At 39.4% G+C, this 19,661-nt stretch carries 12 protein-coding genes and 1 pseudogene; 3 read left to right on the top strand and 10 right to left on the bottom strand.

Annotated elements, in window-relative coordinates; genetic code table 11:
• Positions 1-186 precede the first annotated feature (186 nt).
• The 8 genes and pseudogenes from SLP02_RS20390 to SLP02_RS20350 all read right to left on the bottom strand — a co-directional run bounded on the left by SLP02_RS20390 (position 187) and on the right by SLP02_RS20350 (position 8,116).
• A complete protein-coding gene (locus SLP02_RS20390; protein WP_319422553.1) occupies positions 187-351 on the bottom strand; it encodes a hypothetical protein in 165 nt (54 codons plus the stop codon).
• Positions 348-677, bottom strand: coding sequence for a hypothetical protein (locus tag SLP02_RS20385; protein WP_319422552.1), 330 nt, complete (start codon positions 675-677; stop codon positions 348-350). Before SLP02_RS20385 ends, SLP02_RS20390 begins: the two co-directional genes overlap by 4 nt.
• Before the next feature lie 310 nt (positions 678-987).
• Positions 988-2,930: pseudogene (locus SLP02_RS26820) on the bottom strand (primary-amine oxidase).
• A gap of 62 nt (positions 2,931-2,992) precedes the next feature.
• Positions 2,993-3,799, bottom strand: a complete 807-nt coding sequence (locus tag SLP02_RS20370; RefSeq protein WP_319422549.1) for a cupin domain-containing protein — start codon at positions 3,797-3,799, stop codon at positions 2,993-2,995.
• Positions 3,800-3,892: 93 nt separating this feature from the next.
• On the bottom strand, positions 3,893-4,879 hold the full coding sequence (locus SLP02_RS20365) for a heme-dependent oxidative N-demethylase family protein (RefSeq protein WP_319422548.1): 987 nt from the start codon (positions 4,877-4,879) through the stop codon (positions 3,893-3,895).
• Between the two features lie 166 nt (positions 4,880-5,045).
• The gene (locus tag SLP02_RS20360; RefSeq protein ID WP_319422547.1) at positions 5,046-5,996 is read right to left on the bottom strand and encodes a PDR/VanB family oxidoreductase; all 951 of its coding nucleotides are present in this window, start codon (positions 5,994-5,996) and stop codon (positions 5,046-5,048) included.
• A 534-nt stretch (positions 5,997-6,530) separates the two neighbouring features.
• A complete protein-coding gene (gene glnT, locus SLP02_RS20355; protein ID WP_319422546.1) occupies positions 6,531-7,829 on the bottom strand; it encodes a type III glutamate--ammonia ligase in 1,299 nt (432 codons plus the stop codon).
• A gap of 128 nt (positions 7,830-7,957) precedes the next feature.
• Positions 7,958-8,116 carry a hypothetical protein gene (locus SLP02_RS20350; protein WP_319422545.1) on the bottom strand — a complete coding sequence of 53 codons (159 nt, stop codon included), beginning with the start codon at positions 8,114-8,116 and terminating at the stop codon, positions 7,958-7,960.
• A gap of 27 nt (positions 8,117-8,143) precedes the next feature.
• Between SLP02_RS20350 and SLP02_RS20345 the strand changes: the two genes are divergently transcribed.
• Positions 8,144-9,346 carry an RNA-guided endonuclease InsQ/TnpB family protein gene (locus tag SLP02_RS20345; RefSeq protein ID WP_319422544.1) on the top strand — a complete coding sequence of 401 codons (1,203 nt, stop codon included), beginning with the start codon at positions 8,144-8,146 and terminating at the stop codon, positions 9,344-9,346.
• A 19-nt stretch (positions 9,347-9,365) separates the two neighbouring features.
• Here the strand turns inward: SLP02_RS20345 and SLP02_RS20340 are convergent, their stop codons facing one another.
• Both SLP02_RS20340 and rfbB read right to left on the bottom strand, forming a co-directional pair.
• On the bottom strand, positions 9,366-13,313 hold the full coding sequence (locus tag SLP02_RS20340; RefSeq protein ID WP_319422543.1) for a tetratricopeptide repeat protein: 3,948 nt from the start codon (positions 13,311-13,313) through the stop codon (positions 9,366-9,368).
• A gap of 582 nt (positions 13,314-13,895) precedes the next feature.
• A complete protein-coding gene (gene rfbB / locus SLP02_RS20335; protein WP_319422542.1) occupies positions 13,896-14,987 on the bottom strand; it encodes a dTDP-glucose 4,6-dehydratase in 1,092 nt (363 codons plus the stop codon).
• A 177-nt stretch (positions 14,988-15,164) separates the two neighbouring features.
• Between rfbB and SLP02_RS20330 the strand changes: the two genes are divergently transcribed.
• A complete protein-coding gene (locus SLP02_RS20330; protein ID WP_319422541.1) occupies positions 15,165-16,322 on the top strand; it encodes a hypothetical protein in 1,158 nt (385 codons plus the stop codon).
• A gap of 5 nt (positions 16,323-16,327) precedes the next feature.
• Positions 16,328-19,657, top strand: coding sequence for a tubulin-like doman-containing protein (locus SLP02_RS20325; protein WP_319422540.1), 3,330 nt, complete (start codon positions 16,328-16,330; stop codon positions 19,655-19,657).
• Positions 19,658-19,661: the final 4 nt, after the last annotated feature.

The raw sequence follows: 19,661 nt of genomic DNA, 5'->3' as shown, positions 1-19,661 counted from the left end.
GTTTGGCAGAGGTCTAAAACCTAGCATCATTCGAGTAAACTTCTGCCTTCATTCTTCTGCCTTCTGCCTTCGTTTATGAACGTTACCCCAATCAGTTGTGAATCAGCTAGATATTAATAAAGTTATCAAGTCTTTGAGTTCGTCTAGACTAGCAATGCTATTTATGTTAGACCCCCTCAAGGATTTTTAAATAAGGCTTCTTCTAACTTCATAATCACAAATATCCGAGGTTAAGACCAAAAAGCCTTTTGATAACAAACCTAAAAGCCATTGTTCGTAGTCAGCAGCCTCACCTTGTATTTTATGATTAGCAAGCAATCCTAAAATACCAGTATTAATAAAAACGATCATTGTGGAGAATACAATTTTCGTTCTAAAATTCTTTGCTCATCAACTGTTTTTTGAAAGTCAGTTAAGAATTTTGCTCTCTTCTTAGATTCTTCATTACTCATAAGCTTGTTTCTGGCAATTCTTTTTCTGAGTAACTCGATCGCTGGTTGGTTTTTACGTCTTTGTTCTTCTCTATCCCATGCACCATTGTCATTCTGCTTGGACTTCAACTTTAGATGTTTTTTAACCGATGTTGCTTCTTGTACATCTAAGGTGATCTTCCGATCACAGACTTTTAATATCAAATGATATTTTTGGTTTGCTGCATGACATGATTGGGTAGCCAATTTTAGAGAGGACAGATAGCAGCAGGATTACCACCGAATACTTTATCTGTAAAAGCATTGACTTAGAAAATTGACAATTTCATAATAGACTCAAAATTCTGAAATCTTCTTTTGATAGCAGTTTAATGCTTTATTTTATAAAAATACTGGCGTGGATTGAGTGCGAGATCGCTCTATTCCAGACCAGCATTTTAGCCAAGACGCGCTACTACCAAAATCAATCTTTGCTCCCTGAGACTCCTACTCAAAATACAAGCACTCTTATAGATCTCAAATGGGTTTTATAAGAGTGTATAGCTATCAACCTACACTAATGACACTTTCCATGACCGTTTACTGAAGGTGGCACATCCAGGGCGGGATTAGCATCAAAAAAGCCGATGGGTTTGAGCTTAAAACCGATATACGCCACGGGCATTACCGGCCAGTCTTCGGGACGAGTAACATGATGCTGTCCGAAGGTGTACCAGAGAACAACATCGGTATCTTCAACAGAGCGATCGCTTTGTGTCCATTCGGTAATACCTGCACCTCCTGGATGCTGGTTGGGATAGTCTCCCGTACTGTACATTTCATCGGGACTGAAAGGTGTTACCCAAAGATGCTTATTCATAAAGCCCGCCCGTTTAATCACGCTAGCTTCGGGATGAGCAAAAGGCAAAATATTATCTCCTGGCATTAGTTTATAGCCTACGGGTTGTCCCAGACTGTTAAAGCTAGAAGGATTGACAATTTTCCAATAACGACCTGAAAAAGGGTTGATAATTCGCTGTGCTGCTAACTCGGTATTTAAAGGAGTAGACTTTGCAAAAAAGGCATTACCATAAGGGTTGGTTTCCCCTAAGGGTTCGGCTTCGGTATTTACTTCGTAAACTGAATTATCACCGCCGTCAACGCACATATCTAAACGAACATTGAAAAAGTGCTGGTGAATTGGCGCATTTAGCTGGGGTGCCACTAGCGTACCGTATTTGGGATCTTCTCCTGGCATAGCGGACGCGGTGTTAACGATTCCTGTCAGCTTAATTTCGTACTGAATCGTGCCATCTTGGTAAAAGTACCAGAAAAAGCCATATTCATAATTACCTACCGTAGAAATAAACGAAACTACTAAGCGACGCGATCGCCTGACCTCTGCTTGCTCTGTACGCCAGTCTACGTGCTTCCAAAGTATACCAAAGTCTTCTTCGTGCATACATACAGCATTTTCAATGGTGAAGACATCCCCTCGGCTATTGGTCATAAAGGCATCGAAATAACGAATCACTCCCAGACAGTCGCAGCCTAGCTTTAGGGAGTTAGCTAATGTTCCCACTCCATATTCACCTACGTCAAAAGCATTTTTGCGATAGTGCTGTGGACGTGGATCTCCATAGGGAACAACCATATCTGATAAAGAGGCGCGATAAACAATCGGTCGCACTCGTCCGCCATCTTCATAGCCGATAGTGTAAAGAACTAAACCTTCGCGGGGAGTAAAGCCGATGCGAAACTGCCACTTTTGCCAGCGCACAAATGCCCCTCTATTTCAAAGCTAGTACCTTGAGGCTGAGTAATATTTAGAGGTTTGAGATCTTTGCGAAATTCATCGATAAACTCTTTGGCGTAGTTTCCCGACTGGGGCGGTAAGGGAACAACTCCGTGATCTTCGACCCGAATTACCTCCATCTTATTCAAATCTACAACAGGAATTACTCCCTCAATGGGACGGGCATAACCGTTATCTGTCGGAGTGGATCGCACCCAGCATAAAGCCCGCGATAATCGCTGTCCTTTTTCCGATTCGATACCGTAGTAACCAGCCGACCAAGGATCGACCATTACCAAATCAGGGTCTTCAATTCCTCGTTTTTTAATCGCTGCTTGAAATTCAGGGCTAGCTTTAACCGCAGCCTCGCATTCTTCAAACTCATCGAGCATAATTGAAGGCTGTACCCCTGGTATATGCTGCCAAGATGTTACGGTTTCTGAAGTTAGGGACACTACCGCTTCATAGGTAGCCCCGTCAGCATTATCGAGAATAATAATAAAAACTTCACGCTCAAGGTTATCATCCTCTTCAAAATTGAAGACAGCTTGCTTATCGGGTTCTTTGAGAGTGACAGTTGGGAATCTAATCGTTTTGCCTAACTGTTTTTCTCGTTTGAGAATACTAACCGCCGCTTTAATTTCCTCTGCCGTTAATGGTTCGAGGGGATGCTGGGGAGAAGCGAGGTTGCGGAAAGTTTGCGATCGCGTTGTGGTTGTAGTCATGATAGTAAATATTTATGGTCAACAGTCGTAGGGGCGAAGGTTGGTTCGCCCTTAACTTGTAATCAAAGAAGGAAAAGAGGTTCTTGTTCACGATGTCCTGCGTAGACAGCCTCACCATCTGATTCTGCTAAGAAAGTTACTACGGTTTGGGGAGTAAAAATATAAATGTCTCCTGGAGTTGCTTCATATTTAACTCCCTGTTCGTCTTTAACGCATATTTTGCCCTTGAGTATTACCTTTACCTCTAAATACTCGTAGAGAAAGGGAAAATCAATCGATGGCTGCATGGCAAAACGACCCAAAGAAAGAGGTCTATCTGCTTCGGAAATAGGCAGGTCGATAATTTTACTTTTGTGGTCGGGAAGTTCGACTATGGGCGCAACTTCAATTGTTTCTGGCGTACCTGCTTTAATTAGTTGAATCCCTGGTTTGGTTGAGAGTACAGGCTGACTTTCCCCATTCTGACTAAACATTGGTGCTTGTTCGCGATGAGCCATATAAACCGCTTCGCCTTCTGAGTCACAGAGGAAAACTACAGAAGTTGGGGGAGTAAAAACAATAACGTCCCCGACATTGGCTTTATGAATTACCCCGTCACTATCTTTGACGCGGATCGAGCCAGAAATAACGATCTTTACTTCTAAAAAATCGTAGTCAAATGGTAAATCTGCGGACTTTTGAATCGTAAAACGTCCTGCGGTCAATGGCTTTTCCGTATCTGTAATGGGAAATTCTACGATCTGACTTTTTAATCCAGGGAAATCACAGCGTATGGCTAAATCTGCCATATCTGAAATTGCACTTGCTTTAAGTACCTGTACTCCTGGTTTAGCTGCGACAAATTCTGATACTTTTTCTTGAGCTTGCATAATTATTAGTGATTAGTGGTTATTAAGAGATGATAGGAGCGTGATTAATTGCTATTTGCTATATGCGCGAAAAGCGATGTCATTTGAGACTTGCTACTTGCTACTTGCTACTTGAGAAGAGGAAACCAATTCTGATTCAAGATCGAATTGAGACAGCCAAGTTAATACAGTTTCGTGGTAGGGACTTAAGCCTTTATACTCAACTAGATCGGGAGGAAGATTTTTCAACACCTGATCTAGTCTTCTTGTCCAAATCCGATTAGTTAGAAGTTCTTCCAAGCTAATCATGTAAGTATGGATGGGAAACATCAAACCGTTACTGCGGGGTAAACGGACAAATCGCTGTACTTCAACTCGCAAATGTACCTTTGCGCCACAGTTGGCTAAAGTGACTGTATTGCGTTCGTCTTTCCAGTCGGCATAGGTATCGAGAGATGTATCCAAGCGACGGTTAACGGTCATCGTCCAGTTAAGTCTTGTCCAAGGTTTACCGATCTGTACCCGCATTAAAAAGGCTTTAGCTTTTTTGAAAACGCCCAGTTCATGCGCTCGTGGTACGGGTCCGTGAAATTCTTCAAAGCGCATTCCTGCATCAAATCCTAATGACCAACTGGCAGGAAAGGTAAGTATTCCTGCATCCATAAATAAATCGCCTTCGCGTTGATCGAGTAAGATAATATCTTCTTGAACTTGACGAGAGATATATTCAAATGGTTCGTAGGGTAAGGTTGATTCGTCTAAAAAGGTAAAGGTATCTTTGAGGTTAAGCTTTTTGTTCTCCCAAGTCCAGCGATCGCCATTTTGAGTTAGAGAAAAAGATTCGGGGTAGTAATTAGCCAAATCATTCATAATTATTTCAACCACATCCCACTGAGCAACTTTCATGTGAGGGAAAGCAAAATAGCGTCCTTGTTTACCTTCAGTTAAAATGCGATCGCGTTCCTTTATTTCGGCGTGATAGTGTTCGTCAACATCAAAGATTGCCTGATTAGTTACGGGTTGAATATTAACCGCATACATATAAGAATCATTCTGAAAAGGAAAAGGGAAATTTTTAATTGCTTCGGGGCTATTACTCATTTTTTACTCACGATGTAATTTTTTTATTCTGATTTATAGGTTTTAAGCTTTTAGCTATTAGTTTTAAGCTTTTAAGAATATTAGTAAAATTTGTTACACTCAACTTTCTATACCTAGACAAACAAAAAGTAGGTTTTCGGACAATCTTTTCTTACTTATTTGATTTTCACAGATCGATTACTAATTGTTTACTTTTTGCGCGAGAGATACAAGCCAAAATACGGTCTTGTGCAGCTTTTTCTTCTGAAGAATAATAACTATCTAAGTGAATAATTTCTCCCTCTAAAACTTTTACTTCACAAGCCCCGCAGCCACCCGCGCGACAAGAATAGTTAGCAGCAATATCAGCAGCTTCTAGTGCTTCTAATAAAGTTTGATCTGGGGTTACTTCCACTTCTTTTTTAGACTGAGCCAGAATAGCAGTAAATGGCTTAACTTTATTGGTTTTAACCGCTCCAAAAAGTTCTCTATGAATCGCCGAATTAGGATATCCTAATGCCTGTGCCGCACTGCGACAATCTGCCATTAAACTATGAGGAGCGCATAAATAAAGATGAGTCCCTAACGGTTGCTCTTTGAGAACTTGCTTCGGATCGAGGCGATCGCCTTTTTTACTAAAATAAAATTTAACTTGGGAACTGTATTGCTGCTGTAGAAATTTGTAAAAAGCGCATTCTTCTGGAGATTTAGCAGCGTAATGTAATTCAAAGGGAGTTTTAGATCTACTCAAAGCAGTCAGCATCGAAAGCAAAGGTGTAATGCCAATACCTCCAGCAATTAAAACATATTTTCTTGCTAAACTAAACATAGAAAAAGAGTTTTTAGGAAACCCAATATTTAATTCTGTTTCTACCGATAATTGATGTAAATATTGAGAAACACCACGAGAGTTTTCGCTTAAAAGTACCGCAATTTCATAAGAATCTGTTTTATAAGGAGAACTACACAAAGAATAGGAATTATAGCGTTTTTTTTGTTTTAGAGTAATTTCTATCGCCACATGACTTCCAGGAGAAAATGCTGCAAGCCTCTTTTCATCAGCACTAACTAAGCGCAGACTTTTTATTCTTGGCGTTAATTGGGTAATTTCTGCAACTTTTACAATTTGCTCGTTCATCAGAAAATCTTGACAACAATTATCGTTTATTAGTTAATTCATTAATATGAAACTATCGCTCAAGCAAATTTTTAAATAGCTTGAACATCTAATAAATAATAAATGTTAGAACTGGATGAATAAAAATAAAAGACATCGATTAGATAATTATATTACTTCAGCTAAAATATAATTTTCTGTATATTTTAAAACTTTTTCAAGCAAAATTTTATTCAATCTATAGTCATTTCACCCTCGCCAGTCGCTTTAATGGGTCATAGACCATGGGGCTTATAAATCCCGCAGCCAAGCTACGGGAACAGCCCCTCCACAACGCGCTGACTCGCAAATAGAAATCATACGAAAAAGGAAAAATTTTGTAAGTACCTTAAATTTTTCTGACCTCTGACCTCTGACCAGCCAATCATGAGGAAATTAATTGGAATAACTATATTATGTATGTACGTAATTAAAATCATATAAAAAGTAAGGCATCGCTCTATTCTAAGAATGATATAGCGCGATCGCCTTTAGCTGTGGAATCCAAATTTTTAATCAGCAATTTAGAGTATTATCTAACTCCCAATTACTAATATGATTACTGTATTGATTCCACTGTTGGTATTTTAATTTTAAATAAGAATCTACAAAATCTTTTCCCATAGCTTTTGCCAAAACTGTATTATTTTCTAGACAGCGTAAAGCATCTAATAAATTACCAGGAAGAGATTTTGCTTTATCTGATGATGGTTCGGTGTAGCTATTATTATTAGAGCGATCGCCTGGATCTATTTTACGCTCGATACCATTTAATCCTGCTGCAATAATTGCACTCGGAAGCAAATAGGGATTTACTGCGCCATCAGACAGTCGAAATTCAAACCGACCAAGATCGGGAATACGAATCAGATGGGTGCGATTGTTACCACTATAGCTAATAGTATTAGGCGACCAAGTTGCACCCGATACTGTATTGAGGGCATTAATCCGCTTGTAAGAATTAATTGCAGGATTGGTAAAGGCGCACAAAGCAGAAGCCGACTCTAAAACTCCGCCAATAAATTGATAGCCGATGGTGGAAAGTTCTGATTCTGATTTTTCGTCTTCAAATAAATTAGTCTTGCCTGTATTATCCCAAACAGAAACATGAGTGTGACAGCCGTTACCAGTTAGATCGGCGAAAGGCTTGGGCATAAAGGTAGCACGAAACCCATGTTTCTCGGCAATACTTTTAGCCATGTACTTAAAAAAAGCATGGCGATCGGCCGTAATCAAGGCATCATCATAAGTCCAGTTCATTTCAAACTGCCCGTTACCATCCTCATGATCGTTTTGATAAGGTTTCCAACCCAAAGTCAACATGGCATCGCAAATTTCACTAACCACGTCATAACGGCGCATCAATGCCTGTTGATCGTAACAGGGTTTAGAAGAGCGATCGCGACTGTCGGAAATTTCTAACTCATCCGCCGATAACAGAAAATATTCGCATTCGACCCCAGTTTTAATCGTGTATCCCCGTTCTGCGGCTGCTTTAAGTACCTGCTTTAGTACTACCCTAGGACTCTGCATCAGGGGATCTCCATTTATATAGAGATCGGCTGGCATCCACGCCACATCTGGCTGCCAAGGTAACTGAAATAGACTATGGGGATCGGGCATGGCGAAAATATCGGGATCGGCGGGACTCATATCCAACCAAGCAGCAAATCCGCCAAATCCTGCACCACTTTTTGCCATTTCGTCGATACTTTGGGCAGGAACAAGTTTGGCTCTTTGCACGCCAAATAGATCGGTAAAAGAAATGAGAAAATAACGTATTTTGCGATCGCGAGCTAGTTCTGATAATAACATCGTGGTTGACAATACCTCACACAACTAACTCTTACTATGAAGCGATCATCTGTAGATGTTTGTAACTACCACTACTATTCACTCTCATCACCATAAAAAAATCTGGCTATCTCTGCTGAAAGATAAAGCTAATCAACCGTAGATGAATATTTTATTTTTAGCTGTCTGAGCAAGAAAGGGGTAATCCCCGCATCTAGCCCTGACATCTGTACTGCCAAGTATGTAGCAAGACTGGCAAAGCCTTGCTTTGCGTGGATGGAATAGACAATACGAAATAGTTTTAACAACAAATCTATATGTGTTAAAATACTAGCATGAGAAACGTAGTAAAAGTAAGATTGTATCCATCATCAGAACAGCAACTCTCTCTCGCCAAAGCTTTTGGAAGTTGCCGTTATATCTGGAATTTTTGTCTTGCCGAGAATAATCGGATATATAAAGAAACTGGAAAGGGTATATCTGCTATTACTATGAAAAAGTGGATTCCTCAATTGAAGAAAAACGAGAAGACAAAATGGTTAAAAGAAACTTATTCTCAGTGTCTTCAGTCTTCAGTGATTAATCTTGGTATAGCTTACAAAAACTTTTTTGAGAAACGAGGAGGTTATCCTAGTTTTAAAAGCAGGTATGGCAAGCAATCTTTGCAGTATCCACAAAATGTCAAGGTAATTGATAGTGGTCTTAACTTCCCTAAGATTGGAGAAATTAAAGCTAATATACATCGTTCATTTGATGGTGAACTTAAGACTGTTACAGTAAGCAAAACCAAAACTAATAAATACTATGCTTCGTTGTTATTTGATAATGGATTACCCGAACCAGAGTCAAATATTAATGGGAAAGTGTTAGGGATTGATTTGGGCATTTCTAGTTACTGTATTACCAGTGATGGAAGTAAGTATGATAACCCACATCATTTCAAAAAGCATGAGCATAATTTAAAACGTAAGCAGCAAAAATTATCTAGGAAGCAAAAGGGTTCAAACTCTAGAAATAAAGCTACAAGGTTAGTAGCTAGAGCGCATGAAAAGATAAGTAATGCTCGTCAAGATTTTCTACATAAACTGTCTCGTAAATTGGTAGACAAAAACCAAGTTATCGTTTGCGAGAATTTGAATATAAAAGGGATGGTTCGTAACCACAAGCTAGCAAAAGCTATCAGTAATTGTGGATGGGGAATGTTTCTTAATTTTCTGAAGTGCAAGTGTAAGCAAGAAGGAAAAGTTTTTCTTCAGATAGATAGATTTTTTCCCTCAAGCAAAACTTGTAATAACTGCCTGAATGTAGTTGGTAGCTTGTCTCTTGATATCCGCACTTGGGATTGCCCAAGCTGTAACACTCTTGATATCGACAGAGACGTTAACGCGGCTAAAAATTGCAGAGATGAAGGCATCAGAATATTGTCTTGTGGGACGCGAGACACTGCCAAGGGAGGCAATGTAAGACAACGCAGAGGGCGCAAGTCAACTGTTGTTGCTGTTGCCGATGATTTTGGAAGCCCACATCGTAATCTTTGATTCGGTGTTGGGTAGTTCACTATTCAATTAACCCCTGCATCAATTCTTTGATGTTTTGTTTGATTGTTTCTGGGGTATAAGGTGCGATCGCTTGCCAAGAATTAAAAGACAAGCTATTCCAAAGATTGACATCATTATAAAGTCGTAAAATTTGTTCAGCAAAGTCTTCAGTATTGTTAGCCTCTAAAATTTGTTCAGGCTGAAGATTCATGCCTTCGGTGCCAATTTCAGTCGAAACTACGGGCAAACTATATTCTAAGCTCTGACCTATTTTTCCTTTCATTCCTGCTCCATAGCGAAGCGGGGAAACTGATAGCTTATGGCTTAAAAAATAGGAGCTAACGTCATCTACATATCCAGTCACCGTAATTTTATCCCCTGCTAAAGCTTTAACTTCAGGTGTCACGTTACTGCCAAGCAAAGTTACTTTAATATCAGGCTGTTTTTGCCATACCAGAGGCATGATCTTTTGGCATAACCATAAAATTGCATCAACATTGGGGGGATGATTATAGCTACCGATAAACAATATTCCTGAGCGTTCATGAAAACTAGGAATATCTCCTTGATAGGGAAAATGAATGTTAGGCACGACGGCTACTTTATCTGTAGATATTGTTTTTGGTTCAAGCTGTGCCTGTAATATTTCTTGTTCGATCGCAGTTACGGTAATAGTTAAATCTGCCTGCGAAGCTAGGCGTAATTCTGTGGCTTGCATTCGCTGCCAGTCTTTTGCTGACTCTGGGCTTTGTTTTGCTGATAATTCCCAGGCTCTTTTTAACCGTAGATAGTGCAAGTCAATAGTGTCGTAGATAACTTTAATTGACTGTTTTGATTTAATTAATGATGTGTACTTTTCATTTAGTTCGGGGCGACAAATCCAAGCCGCATCAATCAAAGATAATCGCTCGTTTATTTGTTGGTCGATAGTATTGCCGTAACCCTGTTGAGTATAAAGAACTTCTATTTGTAAATTCTCCATAACTGAGGTGTATGGTTCAGCTTTATAGCCATTATCCGCAGCAAAAATTACGTGAAAATTAAGAGATTTAAATATTTTTAGCAGTTCAAACAAACGACGAGAACCAGACTCCTTGTCGTAGCAAGGCATATAGCTATCGATAATTAGGATGGTTTTGTTGCCCAAATATTTCCTGCTGGCTAAAGGAACATTGGCAACGCCAGTGTTAGGTAAATATTGACCGTTGAGAACATCTTGCCACTTTTGTCGAAATTTAACTCCATTGACTAGCTGATATTTTTTAGTACCACTACTGGTAGAAGTACCAGAACTAATTCCCTCGTAGTGAATCACCTCTGACTTGGGCTGATACATTACCTTAAGCCCTAGTTGGTGACGAATAGCAAAACAAAGATCCGTATCTTCATAGTAAGCAGGGGCAAAATCCTGTTCAAAACCCTGAAGTCGCTCAAAAATCTCTGTCCTAACCATTAAGCTGGCTGCCGAACAGTAGTCTACAGGACGCAAATAATTATATTCAGGGGCATTGGCATTATCTTGTCTGCCATAGTTCCAGCCTGAAGCATCTTGCCAAATAATTCCCCCAGCCTCCTGTAAAGCACCTTGAGCATAAATTAATTTTGAACCTACTGCACCTACCTGATGATCTTGGTCTAAGACTTCGATTAGGCTTTCAATACAGTTAGGCTTGATTTGCGTATCATTATTGAGGAAATAAAGATATTTGCCTTTAGCTAAGGATGCTCCTTGGTTACAAGAATAGATAAAGCCTTGATTGGACTGATTGTTAACTAGGTTAATTGCCGAAATTGGCTCTAAGATTTTTTTTGTCTCATCCGTAGAACAGTCATTAACCAAGATAATCTCGATCGCCGTAGACTTATGGACATTAGTGGCGATCGCTTTTAAACAGTCTAGAGTGTAATTTAGCTGATTGTAAACAGGAATGATAATTGAAACCTGAGGCTCGTTACTGTGGGGCAAAATCTGCTGTAGTTCTGCCCCCAAGGACTTTAAATCTGACTGACTATATTCAACTACAGCAGTCGATACATTGCTAATATATTGCCCGACATTGCAGTTGGGTCGCTTCAGCAGAATTTCCTGTAAACGTGCCATTGCTGCACCGTTTTTTGGCTGAATTTGCAAAGCCATCTGATAAGTAACGATTGCCTGATCTATTTCTCCTGAGCGTACTAAAATATCCCCCAGTTTGAGATAAAACTTCAGATTAGTTTTATCAATTGCCAAGGCGTGATGGTAAACTTCGGGATCGTCAGGATTTTGTTCAATAGCAAGCTGAAAATGTTTTAGGGCCACCTCTCGATCCTGTTGACTACGGCGAAATAGCGCGTCCCCCAACTTTAGCTGAATTTTAGGCAGATCTGGCTGAATTTTAGCTGCCTGTTGGTAGAAGTCCACCGCCCGATCCCAGCGATCGAGTTTGCCGTAGGCTTCAGCTAGATTATAGTACGACCAAGGAAATTGGGGATTAAGTTTAATTGCCTGTTGATAGATGGTAATGGCTTCTGACCATTGTTCTAACTGAATTAGAGCATAGCCCAAATTATTATATGACCAGAAAAAATCAGAATTAAGCTCAATTGCCTGACGATAAGCGACAATAGCCTCTGACCATAGTTCTTGGTGAGTTAAAACCTCTCCTAGCTGATGAAAGGCAGCACTATTTTTAGCATCGTATTGAGTTGCTCTTTGATAACAAAGAGTCGCCTGTGACCACTGTGATTGCAGCCGATAAAGACTACCTAAACGATAGTACAATTGAGGATCATCCTGTCCATGTTTTAAAGCCTCAACGTAGCAGGCGATCGCCTTTTTTATAGCTCCCATCTGCACTAATAATTCTCCCAAACCCAAATATGCAGCTATAAGCTCAGGCTGTCTGGCTATAGCTCGACGATAGCAGGTAAGGGCTGACTGTTGGTTGCCCCAACTGACTAGGTTTTTGCCTAACTCTAAATACTCAGCAGCACTTACATTTTCATTGTCCAAAGAAATAGCCTTTAACAAATGTTCAGCAGACTGTTTTTTGTCTCCAAGTTGAGTTTGAGCGCGGGCTAAATCGCGATATGCCTTCGCCATTTTTGGGTTTAAGGCGATCGCTTTTTGGTAAGATTCAACTGCTGCTGACCATTCTTCTTTTTTAGTATGCAGAGTGCCTAAACTGTAGTATTGTTCGGCTTCTTGGGCAAAGAATTTAGAAGATTGTCGATTAGTTTGTACTGGTGTAACAGCTTGAGGATTAGTTTGAGAAGCGTTTAAACTAGCAGAATTAGTTAGCTTCAAAATTACCTGACAATATTTGGCTGCTTCTGACCATAACTCTAATTGCTCACAAAGAACAACGATTTCTCGATATGTATTTACTCTTCGTGGTTCGAGTTTGGCTGCCTGGAAATACTGTTCTAAAGCAGGCTGAAATTCTCCCTGTTGCTTTAATAGTTGCCCCTGTCGTAAATATTCATCTAAAGATTGAACTGAATTGATAACGCTTGTGGAAGATTGCTGGCGTTCTAAACTAGAAGACAAAACTTTGGTTGACCTTTTCTCTATTTCATCAGCTTGAGTTAGATAAACCTGGGCTTTTTCAGGTTGTTGTAGCTTTTGATATACCTTTGCTAGCTGTCGGTATACGCCAACCAGTTCAGGTTTAACGTGAATTGCTTTTTGATAATGGACAATAGCTTGTGACCATTGTTCTTGTTTAGCGTAGAGAAAGCCTAGATTGGCATAGACTTCAGCAAAATTTGGCTCAATAGAGATTGCTTGAAGATAATAGCCAAGAGCTTCTTTGATTTTGCCTGTTTTTTGGAGGGCATCACCCATTAACTTATAAGCGTCCGTTAGTTTTTGATTTAAAGCAAGTGCTTTAGCACAGGCTTGAATTGTTAATTGCCACTCTTGCTTTTGCCAATAAATCTGCGCTTGATTTAAACAAACTTGAGCCTCATCTATCTGGATCATCTGCGTTATTAGTAAAGAGAAAAGTCGATTTGCAGTCTTCAATCGTCAGAAATTTGAAAATATGCCCTAACTAATCAAAGCAGCATATTAACGCTACTTTCGGGTTATGAACATGAAATAGCTGGGCTGTAACCTATAACCTATAACCTGTAACCTATAACCTATAACCTGTAATCTATAACCTGTAATCTATAACCTATAACCTATAATCTATAACCTATAACTTATAACCTATAATGGAAAAGCCTTTGAAAGATTTGTTGATTTTTCAAACCTAAAATCTGATCATCGAAAAACGGTTTTTCATTTACCTCTCTTTGCAATAGCTCTACTCTTCCATGCGAACTCACGTCATATTAACGCTAATTATCCACAGCAAATTTGAATCAAAAATTCATTAGCGGTCAGCCTCCCCATCTCAATTAAGCGAAGTAATATTGCCAAAATCATCCCAACCGAGACAGGAAAGTAAACCACTTTTACACTCAAACTAAGGGGGACAAACAAGAAATGGTGAAGATAACACCGCTGAATCTAACATCAAAACTTGTTTTTGCCCACTAGTGTAATTAATCTCAATACTTAACTTAGATTTGGTTCTGCGTACACCTGATCGTAATAGTTTTTGTATTCGTCGCTTAACAAAGGTTGCCACCAATCGCGATTGGCTAAATACCATTCCACAGTATGGCGCAAACCTGCTGCAACGGTTTCTTGAGGAGTCCAGCCTAGCTCCCGTTTAATTTTGCTGGCATCAATGGCATAACGACGGTCATGTCCTGCACGATCTTTGACAAAGGTAATCAGATTTTTAGCAGGAGTAATGGGTAAATCTGGTGCAAGCTCATCCATTAGGCTGCATAGCTGCTCTACCAAATCGATGTTTTTAACTTCGTTATTTCCCCCAACGTTATAGGTTTCTCCTGGTTGACCTTGATGAATCACCACATCTAAAGCACGACAGTGATCTTCCACATAAAGCCAGTCGCGAATATTTTGCCCATCACCATATACAGGTAGAGGTTTACCCAAGAGGATGTTAATGCACATTAAAGGGATCAGCTTTTCTGGGAAATGATAAGGTCCATAATTATTGGAGCAGTTAGTGATCATCGTCGGCATTCCGTAGGTATGGAAATATGCCCTCGCCAAATGATCGCTTCCCGCTTTAGAAGCCGAGTAAGGACTGTTGGGAGTATAGGGTGTGGTTTCGGTAAAGGCGGGATCGTTAGCTTCTAAGCTGCCATAGACTTCATCAGTAGAAACATGGAGAAAACGGTCATTTGGCTGCTCTCTTTTGTTCCAGCGTTGGCGAAACGCTTCTAAGAGGGTAAAAGTTCCCACCATGTTAGTTTGCACAAAGGCTCCAGGACCAATGATCGAGCGATCTACATGAGATTCGGCAGCTAAGTGTGCCACAGTATCAATATTTTCTGACTCTAGAAGATGATCGATCAAAGTGCGATCGCATATATCTCCCTGAACAAACCTTAAATCAGAATTGTTTTCTAAACTCGCTAGATTAGCTTTATTCCCCGCATAGGTTAAGGCATCTAAAACCACGACGCGATCGCCTTGGTAACTGTTGCACCAATGATGAACAAAATTAGAGCCAATAAAACCTGCTCCCCCTGTAATCAATATTCTCCGAGGCTTTCTATTATCTTGTTGCATAACTTGTTGATTTTGTGTATGAAATCCCTAGGTAGAAAATACCGTATTGTAGCAAAGGTCGTCACTAATTTCCTTAATGTCAGTAGATTCCTGGTGGTGGTTTGTTCAAATCTGAAAATACGATTGTCAGTAATTACATTAGTGATTTGCCTGACCTATTTTAGTAGATAAACAGTTTTGACAAACAACTGCACAACGATGCCTTCGGCTAGCTTCGCAATCGCTCCTGGAAAAAGTGTTAAGTCTTGGCAACAGTTGGGATTAAACCTAGCTTCTCGTATCTACGGTGGACGAGATGTTGTAATGGCAATCGACCTGACTGAAAGCGTTGGTTTAAACGCGGAAGGGCGTTTGCGTTTAACTCAAATTATTGAGGATAGTTTGCAGTCTGGGGATACTGTTTACGTTGTTCCTTTCGCCTCCCAGATTAATCCTCTACAACCAGATATTAATCCTTTAACACAGCAGCGTGGAATTAAATTTAAGGGTAAACCAGCAGATATCGAACAGATTCTAAATATTCTACCTTTTGAGTCGCAAATTAACCTCAGCAACACCGATATTCAAAATGCGGAGTTGTTTACCTATCGTGGACTGGCACAGCTTAACCAGTGTCGTCTGGCGGATAATACTGCATTAAAGCCCCAGTCTATTGTCTGGCTAACAGATGCGCCCTTATTAACTCAGCCTGGAATAGATTCAGCTACCTGGATTGAAACCCCTGCTAATAGTTCTTTTCGCCGTGCTGAAAGTTCTGCTAGTCAAGAAAGACAAAGTTGGTTAGATGCTTTACCTATTAAAGAGCGATCGCAAACTATTACCACCGACAACAACCGCACCTATCAGCTTTCAGTAGTTGATATTGCCCCTACTGTACAGGAATTTTGTACGCCCGCACCTGGAGGTAAAGAAACCTGTTTGGTAACGCCCTATGTCGTCAAATTGCTACTATTTCCCACCCTGATAGGAATTATCTTATTAGGAATCGGCGGTTTTTGGCTCAAGTATTTAATAAGTCTTAATAAACGATGGAAACTAAAAATTACTTTTGAATCTGATGGGGACAAAGAAGAACAGGTTTGCTATCTCAAACATAAACAAAAAATAGCGATTGGGGATGATAGTTTAAACGCTATTTTCTGTCCTGGTGATGAAGTAAGAGGCTATTTACAAAGAAAAGGAAATCGTCTTTATTTGACTCCCTCAAAGAGCCTACCAGTTTTCTATCGCGAACAAGAGGTAAAGAAAGATATAGCCATAGAACGTAATAGTTTTAGGCTTAATTGTCCTTTCAAAGATCAAAACTTCGACCTTGCTATTAAATTAACTAAATAAGCCCTATGAATATTAAATCAGAAGCTCAAAGCCAAAAAATTAGACGCACTATCTGTATTGGATTAGGGGGAACAGGGAAAGACGTTTTGATGCGTATTCGTCGTTTAATTGTGGATAAATATGGCAGTTTAGATGCACTCCCTGTAGTTAGTTTCGTGCATATAGATACGGATAAGGCTAGCAGCAATGTTACAGGGTTACGAACGGGAAATTTTTATCACGGGGTCGATTTACGTTTTAGCAATGCCGAAAAAGTTGCAGCAACAATGAGCAGAAATGAAGTTAGCAACTTCAAGGAAGAAATGGGACGTAAATCTAGTAACTATGAAGGTTCGCCAGGGGTCTATAAAAATATTGAATGCTGGTTTCCTCCACAGCTACTAAGAGATTTAAAAGCCATTGATGAAGGCGCACAAGGAATTAGACCTGTAGGAAGATTGGCATTTTTTCATAATCATCGCCAGATTAAAACTGCTATAGAAACAGCCGAGAAAAAGACTTTAGGACATGAAGGTAAATTAATCCAGCAGGGGTTAGTTATTGATAATAAGTTAAGCATTTTTGTCGTTGGTTCTTTATGTGGCGGTACGGGTAGCGGAATATTTTTAGATACTGCTTATTTCTTACAAAAGATGTATGGCGGTATCGAGACACAAATTAGTGGTTATTTAGTAACTAGTCCCGAACTTTATGGTAATACTCCAAGTATGAATGCTAATACTTACGCTGCACTAAAAGAATTAAATTATTATGCAACTGTGGGAACTAAGTTTAAAGCTTATTATGACTTACACAATCTTCAGTACGTAGAAGAAGAACGTCCACCTTTTGATTATGTTTATTTAATATCCAATCGTACTAATAGTGATTATCGTATTTTGGAAAAAGCCAAACTGTGTAATATTATTGCTCATAAAATTAATCTTATTTTTGCTGGAGAATTATCTTCAGCCGTTACCTCAGATAGAGATAACTATTTAGAGCATTTTATTGAGCTAGATAAACATCCTCGTCCTAATGTACAGCGTTACCTTTCTTTTGGTCTGGCAAAAATATATTTTCCTCGCGATATTGCAGTACAGGTATCTTTAAATAGAATCAAACTTAAACTAGTTAAGTATTGGCTACAGGGAGAAGGACAAAGCCCCGATGCCAAAATATTGCTAGAAAGATTTTTGAATCAATGGTATACAGAGGGGGATAAACAAGAGGGATTAATTAATAAACTGCGTCAAGCAACTACTGATGGAAACAAGACCTTTAGTAATGCTTTGAGTAGCTGGCGTAATGGTTTGGAAAGTAGTATTGCCGAATGCGAAACTAAAGACGATCGCGAGAATTTAATTACTCAATTACCTAAAGCAATTCGCGAACAATTTCATAAGGTTCAACCAGGAGAGAGCGAAAGTAATCGTGGAGTTTGGCTGACTAATATTAAACAAGCTCGCGAGGAAATTACACGAAAATTAACTAAAGATATCGATCGCTTTTTAATGACCCTGCTTCATCCCAATCAACCTGACTTTTGTTTGGCTAATACCCGTGCTTGGTTAGAAGCTTTAACTACTGAACTAAATAAATCCTATCGAAATATAGAAGATAGAGTAAACGGGAATGGTAAAATTCACAGCCTGGAAGAGATTGAGAGAAAATGGCTCGATGCAGCCCAAACTATTGAAGATATTGAAAGTAAAGGTGGCTTGTTATCTTTCAATAAAAAGAAAAAAAACAGCCAGTTTCAAGAAGAAGCCAAACAGATTGTTGGGGAAGTTAATAAATTAATCAAACACAACTTCGATTTTGTATTAACCCGTGAAACATTAGATATAGTCAAAAATCTTCAGCAGTACGTCAACGACTTAAATACCAAAGCCAGCAACTTTTATAACCAGCTGCAAAACGTTCAGCAAGCATATGACAAAAAAGAAAAAGAACTAAAACAATTAAACACCGATGAAATGAGCGGAGAAGCAATCTTTGCCGATGCAGATAGCGATAGTTGCTATCAAAGTCTATTACCCGATCGCGATCGCATTTCGCAGCTTGCTTTAGTTACAAACAAAATTACTGAAAAGATTGGTGTAGAAGAATCACTTTTTACCTGTCTCGATGCTAGTTTAATTGACGAAACCCAATTAATTGAAGAAATTAATTTAATTGTTGATGGTTTATTTAGTTCCCGTAGTTTAGATCGGGTACAGTCGGCAATTAAACGGTTTCTAGAAAACTACTCTTTAAGCGATCGTGCAACCCGTCTCGAACAAATATGGAGAGAAGCCGAACCTTTATTACCCCTAAATATTAACGATCCTTACTTCGATCCAATTCTAGAAAGCAAAATTCATATAAGTATTGGCTTTAAAGACACCGATAACCGCGAGGTTACTCAACTCAAAAATATTCTCAAAAATGATATAGGTATTCAAGATAGTTGGTTCAAACCCATTCAAGCTGAAGATGAAGTTGTGTTTGTTCGCCACTACGGTGCTTTTCCTTTAAGGCTAATTCAAGGCTTAGAACAAATGCGGAGACATTATTTAAACCAGAGAGGTTATGGTAAAACCTTTCTACATAACGATTATCGCATTATGTTTACTGATATCATTCCTCCTGATGCGCGAGAAATGAGACAGCTACAGGATATCTTTTATCCCTCTCTAGCCTTTGGCTTACTTCCCTATAACCAGCAGACGGGTTTACATGAGTTGCAATATTACGATCGCCTGCGAGATACACATCAAGTAAATACCCTCAGTAGCGTTTGGGATGAGGCTTTAGAACAACTAGCAAACGTCAAAGATATGGCGGTGGCTTTGAATGGGGAATTAGATAAGGCGATCGACGATATTACCAACAGCCCGAATAAATGGGAATCATACTATTTACCAAAGCTGCGAGAATTTGTCGCCGTAGTCGATGAGTTACCAGAAGACGATCCCAATTATCTATACAAAGAAACTGTCGTCGGTACAAGAGAAACCCTGGATACAAAAGCTCAAGAAGGAATCATTAATCGTTTCTGGCGACGTATGGAAGAGAAGTTTAATCAACAAAAGGCACTCGGTTCACCTTCTCTATCCTCTCAAGATCGACAAAGGCTATCGGCAACCACTACGACTATAGATGATGATAATCAAATATCGACTGAAGTTATCGAACCAAAAGCAAATCAGAATGAGATTTTGGATGCAGAAATTGATAATGATGATTCATCCAAAAATAATACAGAAATAATTGCTAAACTAGCGCAGCTTAAAAAATTAAGGGATACGGGAGTAATTACAGAAGCAGGATTTAAAGCCAAGGAAAAAGAAATACTAGATTTGTATTTTTAAACCT

This window comes from Pleurocapsa sp. FMAR1, from assembly GCF_963665995.1.
Classification (GTDB): Bacteria; Cyanobacteriota; Cyanobacteriia; order Cyanobacteriales; family Xenococcaceae; genus Waterburya.
The sequence above is the reverse complement of the archived record's forward strand: the minus strand, read 5'-3'. Positions and strand labels throughout refer to the sequence as shown.

Excerpts from the sequence above, each read along its gene's own strand:
- SLP02_RS20390 (WP_319422553.1), bottom strand. The coding sequence starts at position 351 with ATGATCGTTTTTATTAATACTGGTATTTTAGGATTGCTTGCTAATCAT.
- SLP02_RS20370 (WP_319422549.1), bottom strand. The coding sequence starts at position 3,799 with ATGCAAGCTCAAGAAAAAGTATCAGAATTTGTCGCAGCTAAACCAGGA.
- SLP02_RS20365 (WP_319422548.1), bottom strand. The coding sequence starts at position 4,879 with ATGAGTAATAGCCCCGAAGCAATTAAAAATTTCCCTTTTCCTTTTCAG.
- SLP02_RS20360 (WP_319422547.1), bottom strand. The coding sequence starts at position 5,996 with ATGAACGAGCAAATTGTAAAAGTTGCAGAAATTACCCAATTAACGCCA.
- glnT (WP_319422546.1), bottom strand. The coding sequence starts at position 7,829 with ATGTTATTATCAGAACTAGCTCGCGATCGCAAAATACGTTATTTTCTC.
- SLP02_RS20345 (WP_319422544.1), top strand. The coding sequence starts at position 8,144 with ATGAGAAACGTAGTAAAAGTAAGATTGTATCCATCATCAGAACAGCAA.
- SLP02_RS20340 (WP_319422543.1), bottom strand. The coding sequence starts at position 13,313 with ATGATCCAGATAGATGAGGCTCAAGTTTGTTTAAATCAAGCGCAGATT.
- rfbB (WP_319422542.1), bottom strand. The coding sequence starts at position 14,987 with ATGCAACAAGATAATAGAAAGCCTCGGAGAATATTGATTACAGGGGGA.
- SLP02_RS20325 (WP_319422540.1), top strand. The coding sequence starts at position 16,328 with ATGAATATTAAATCAGAAGCTCAAAGCCAAAAAATTAGACGCACTATC.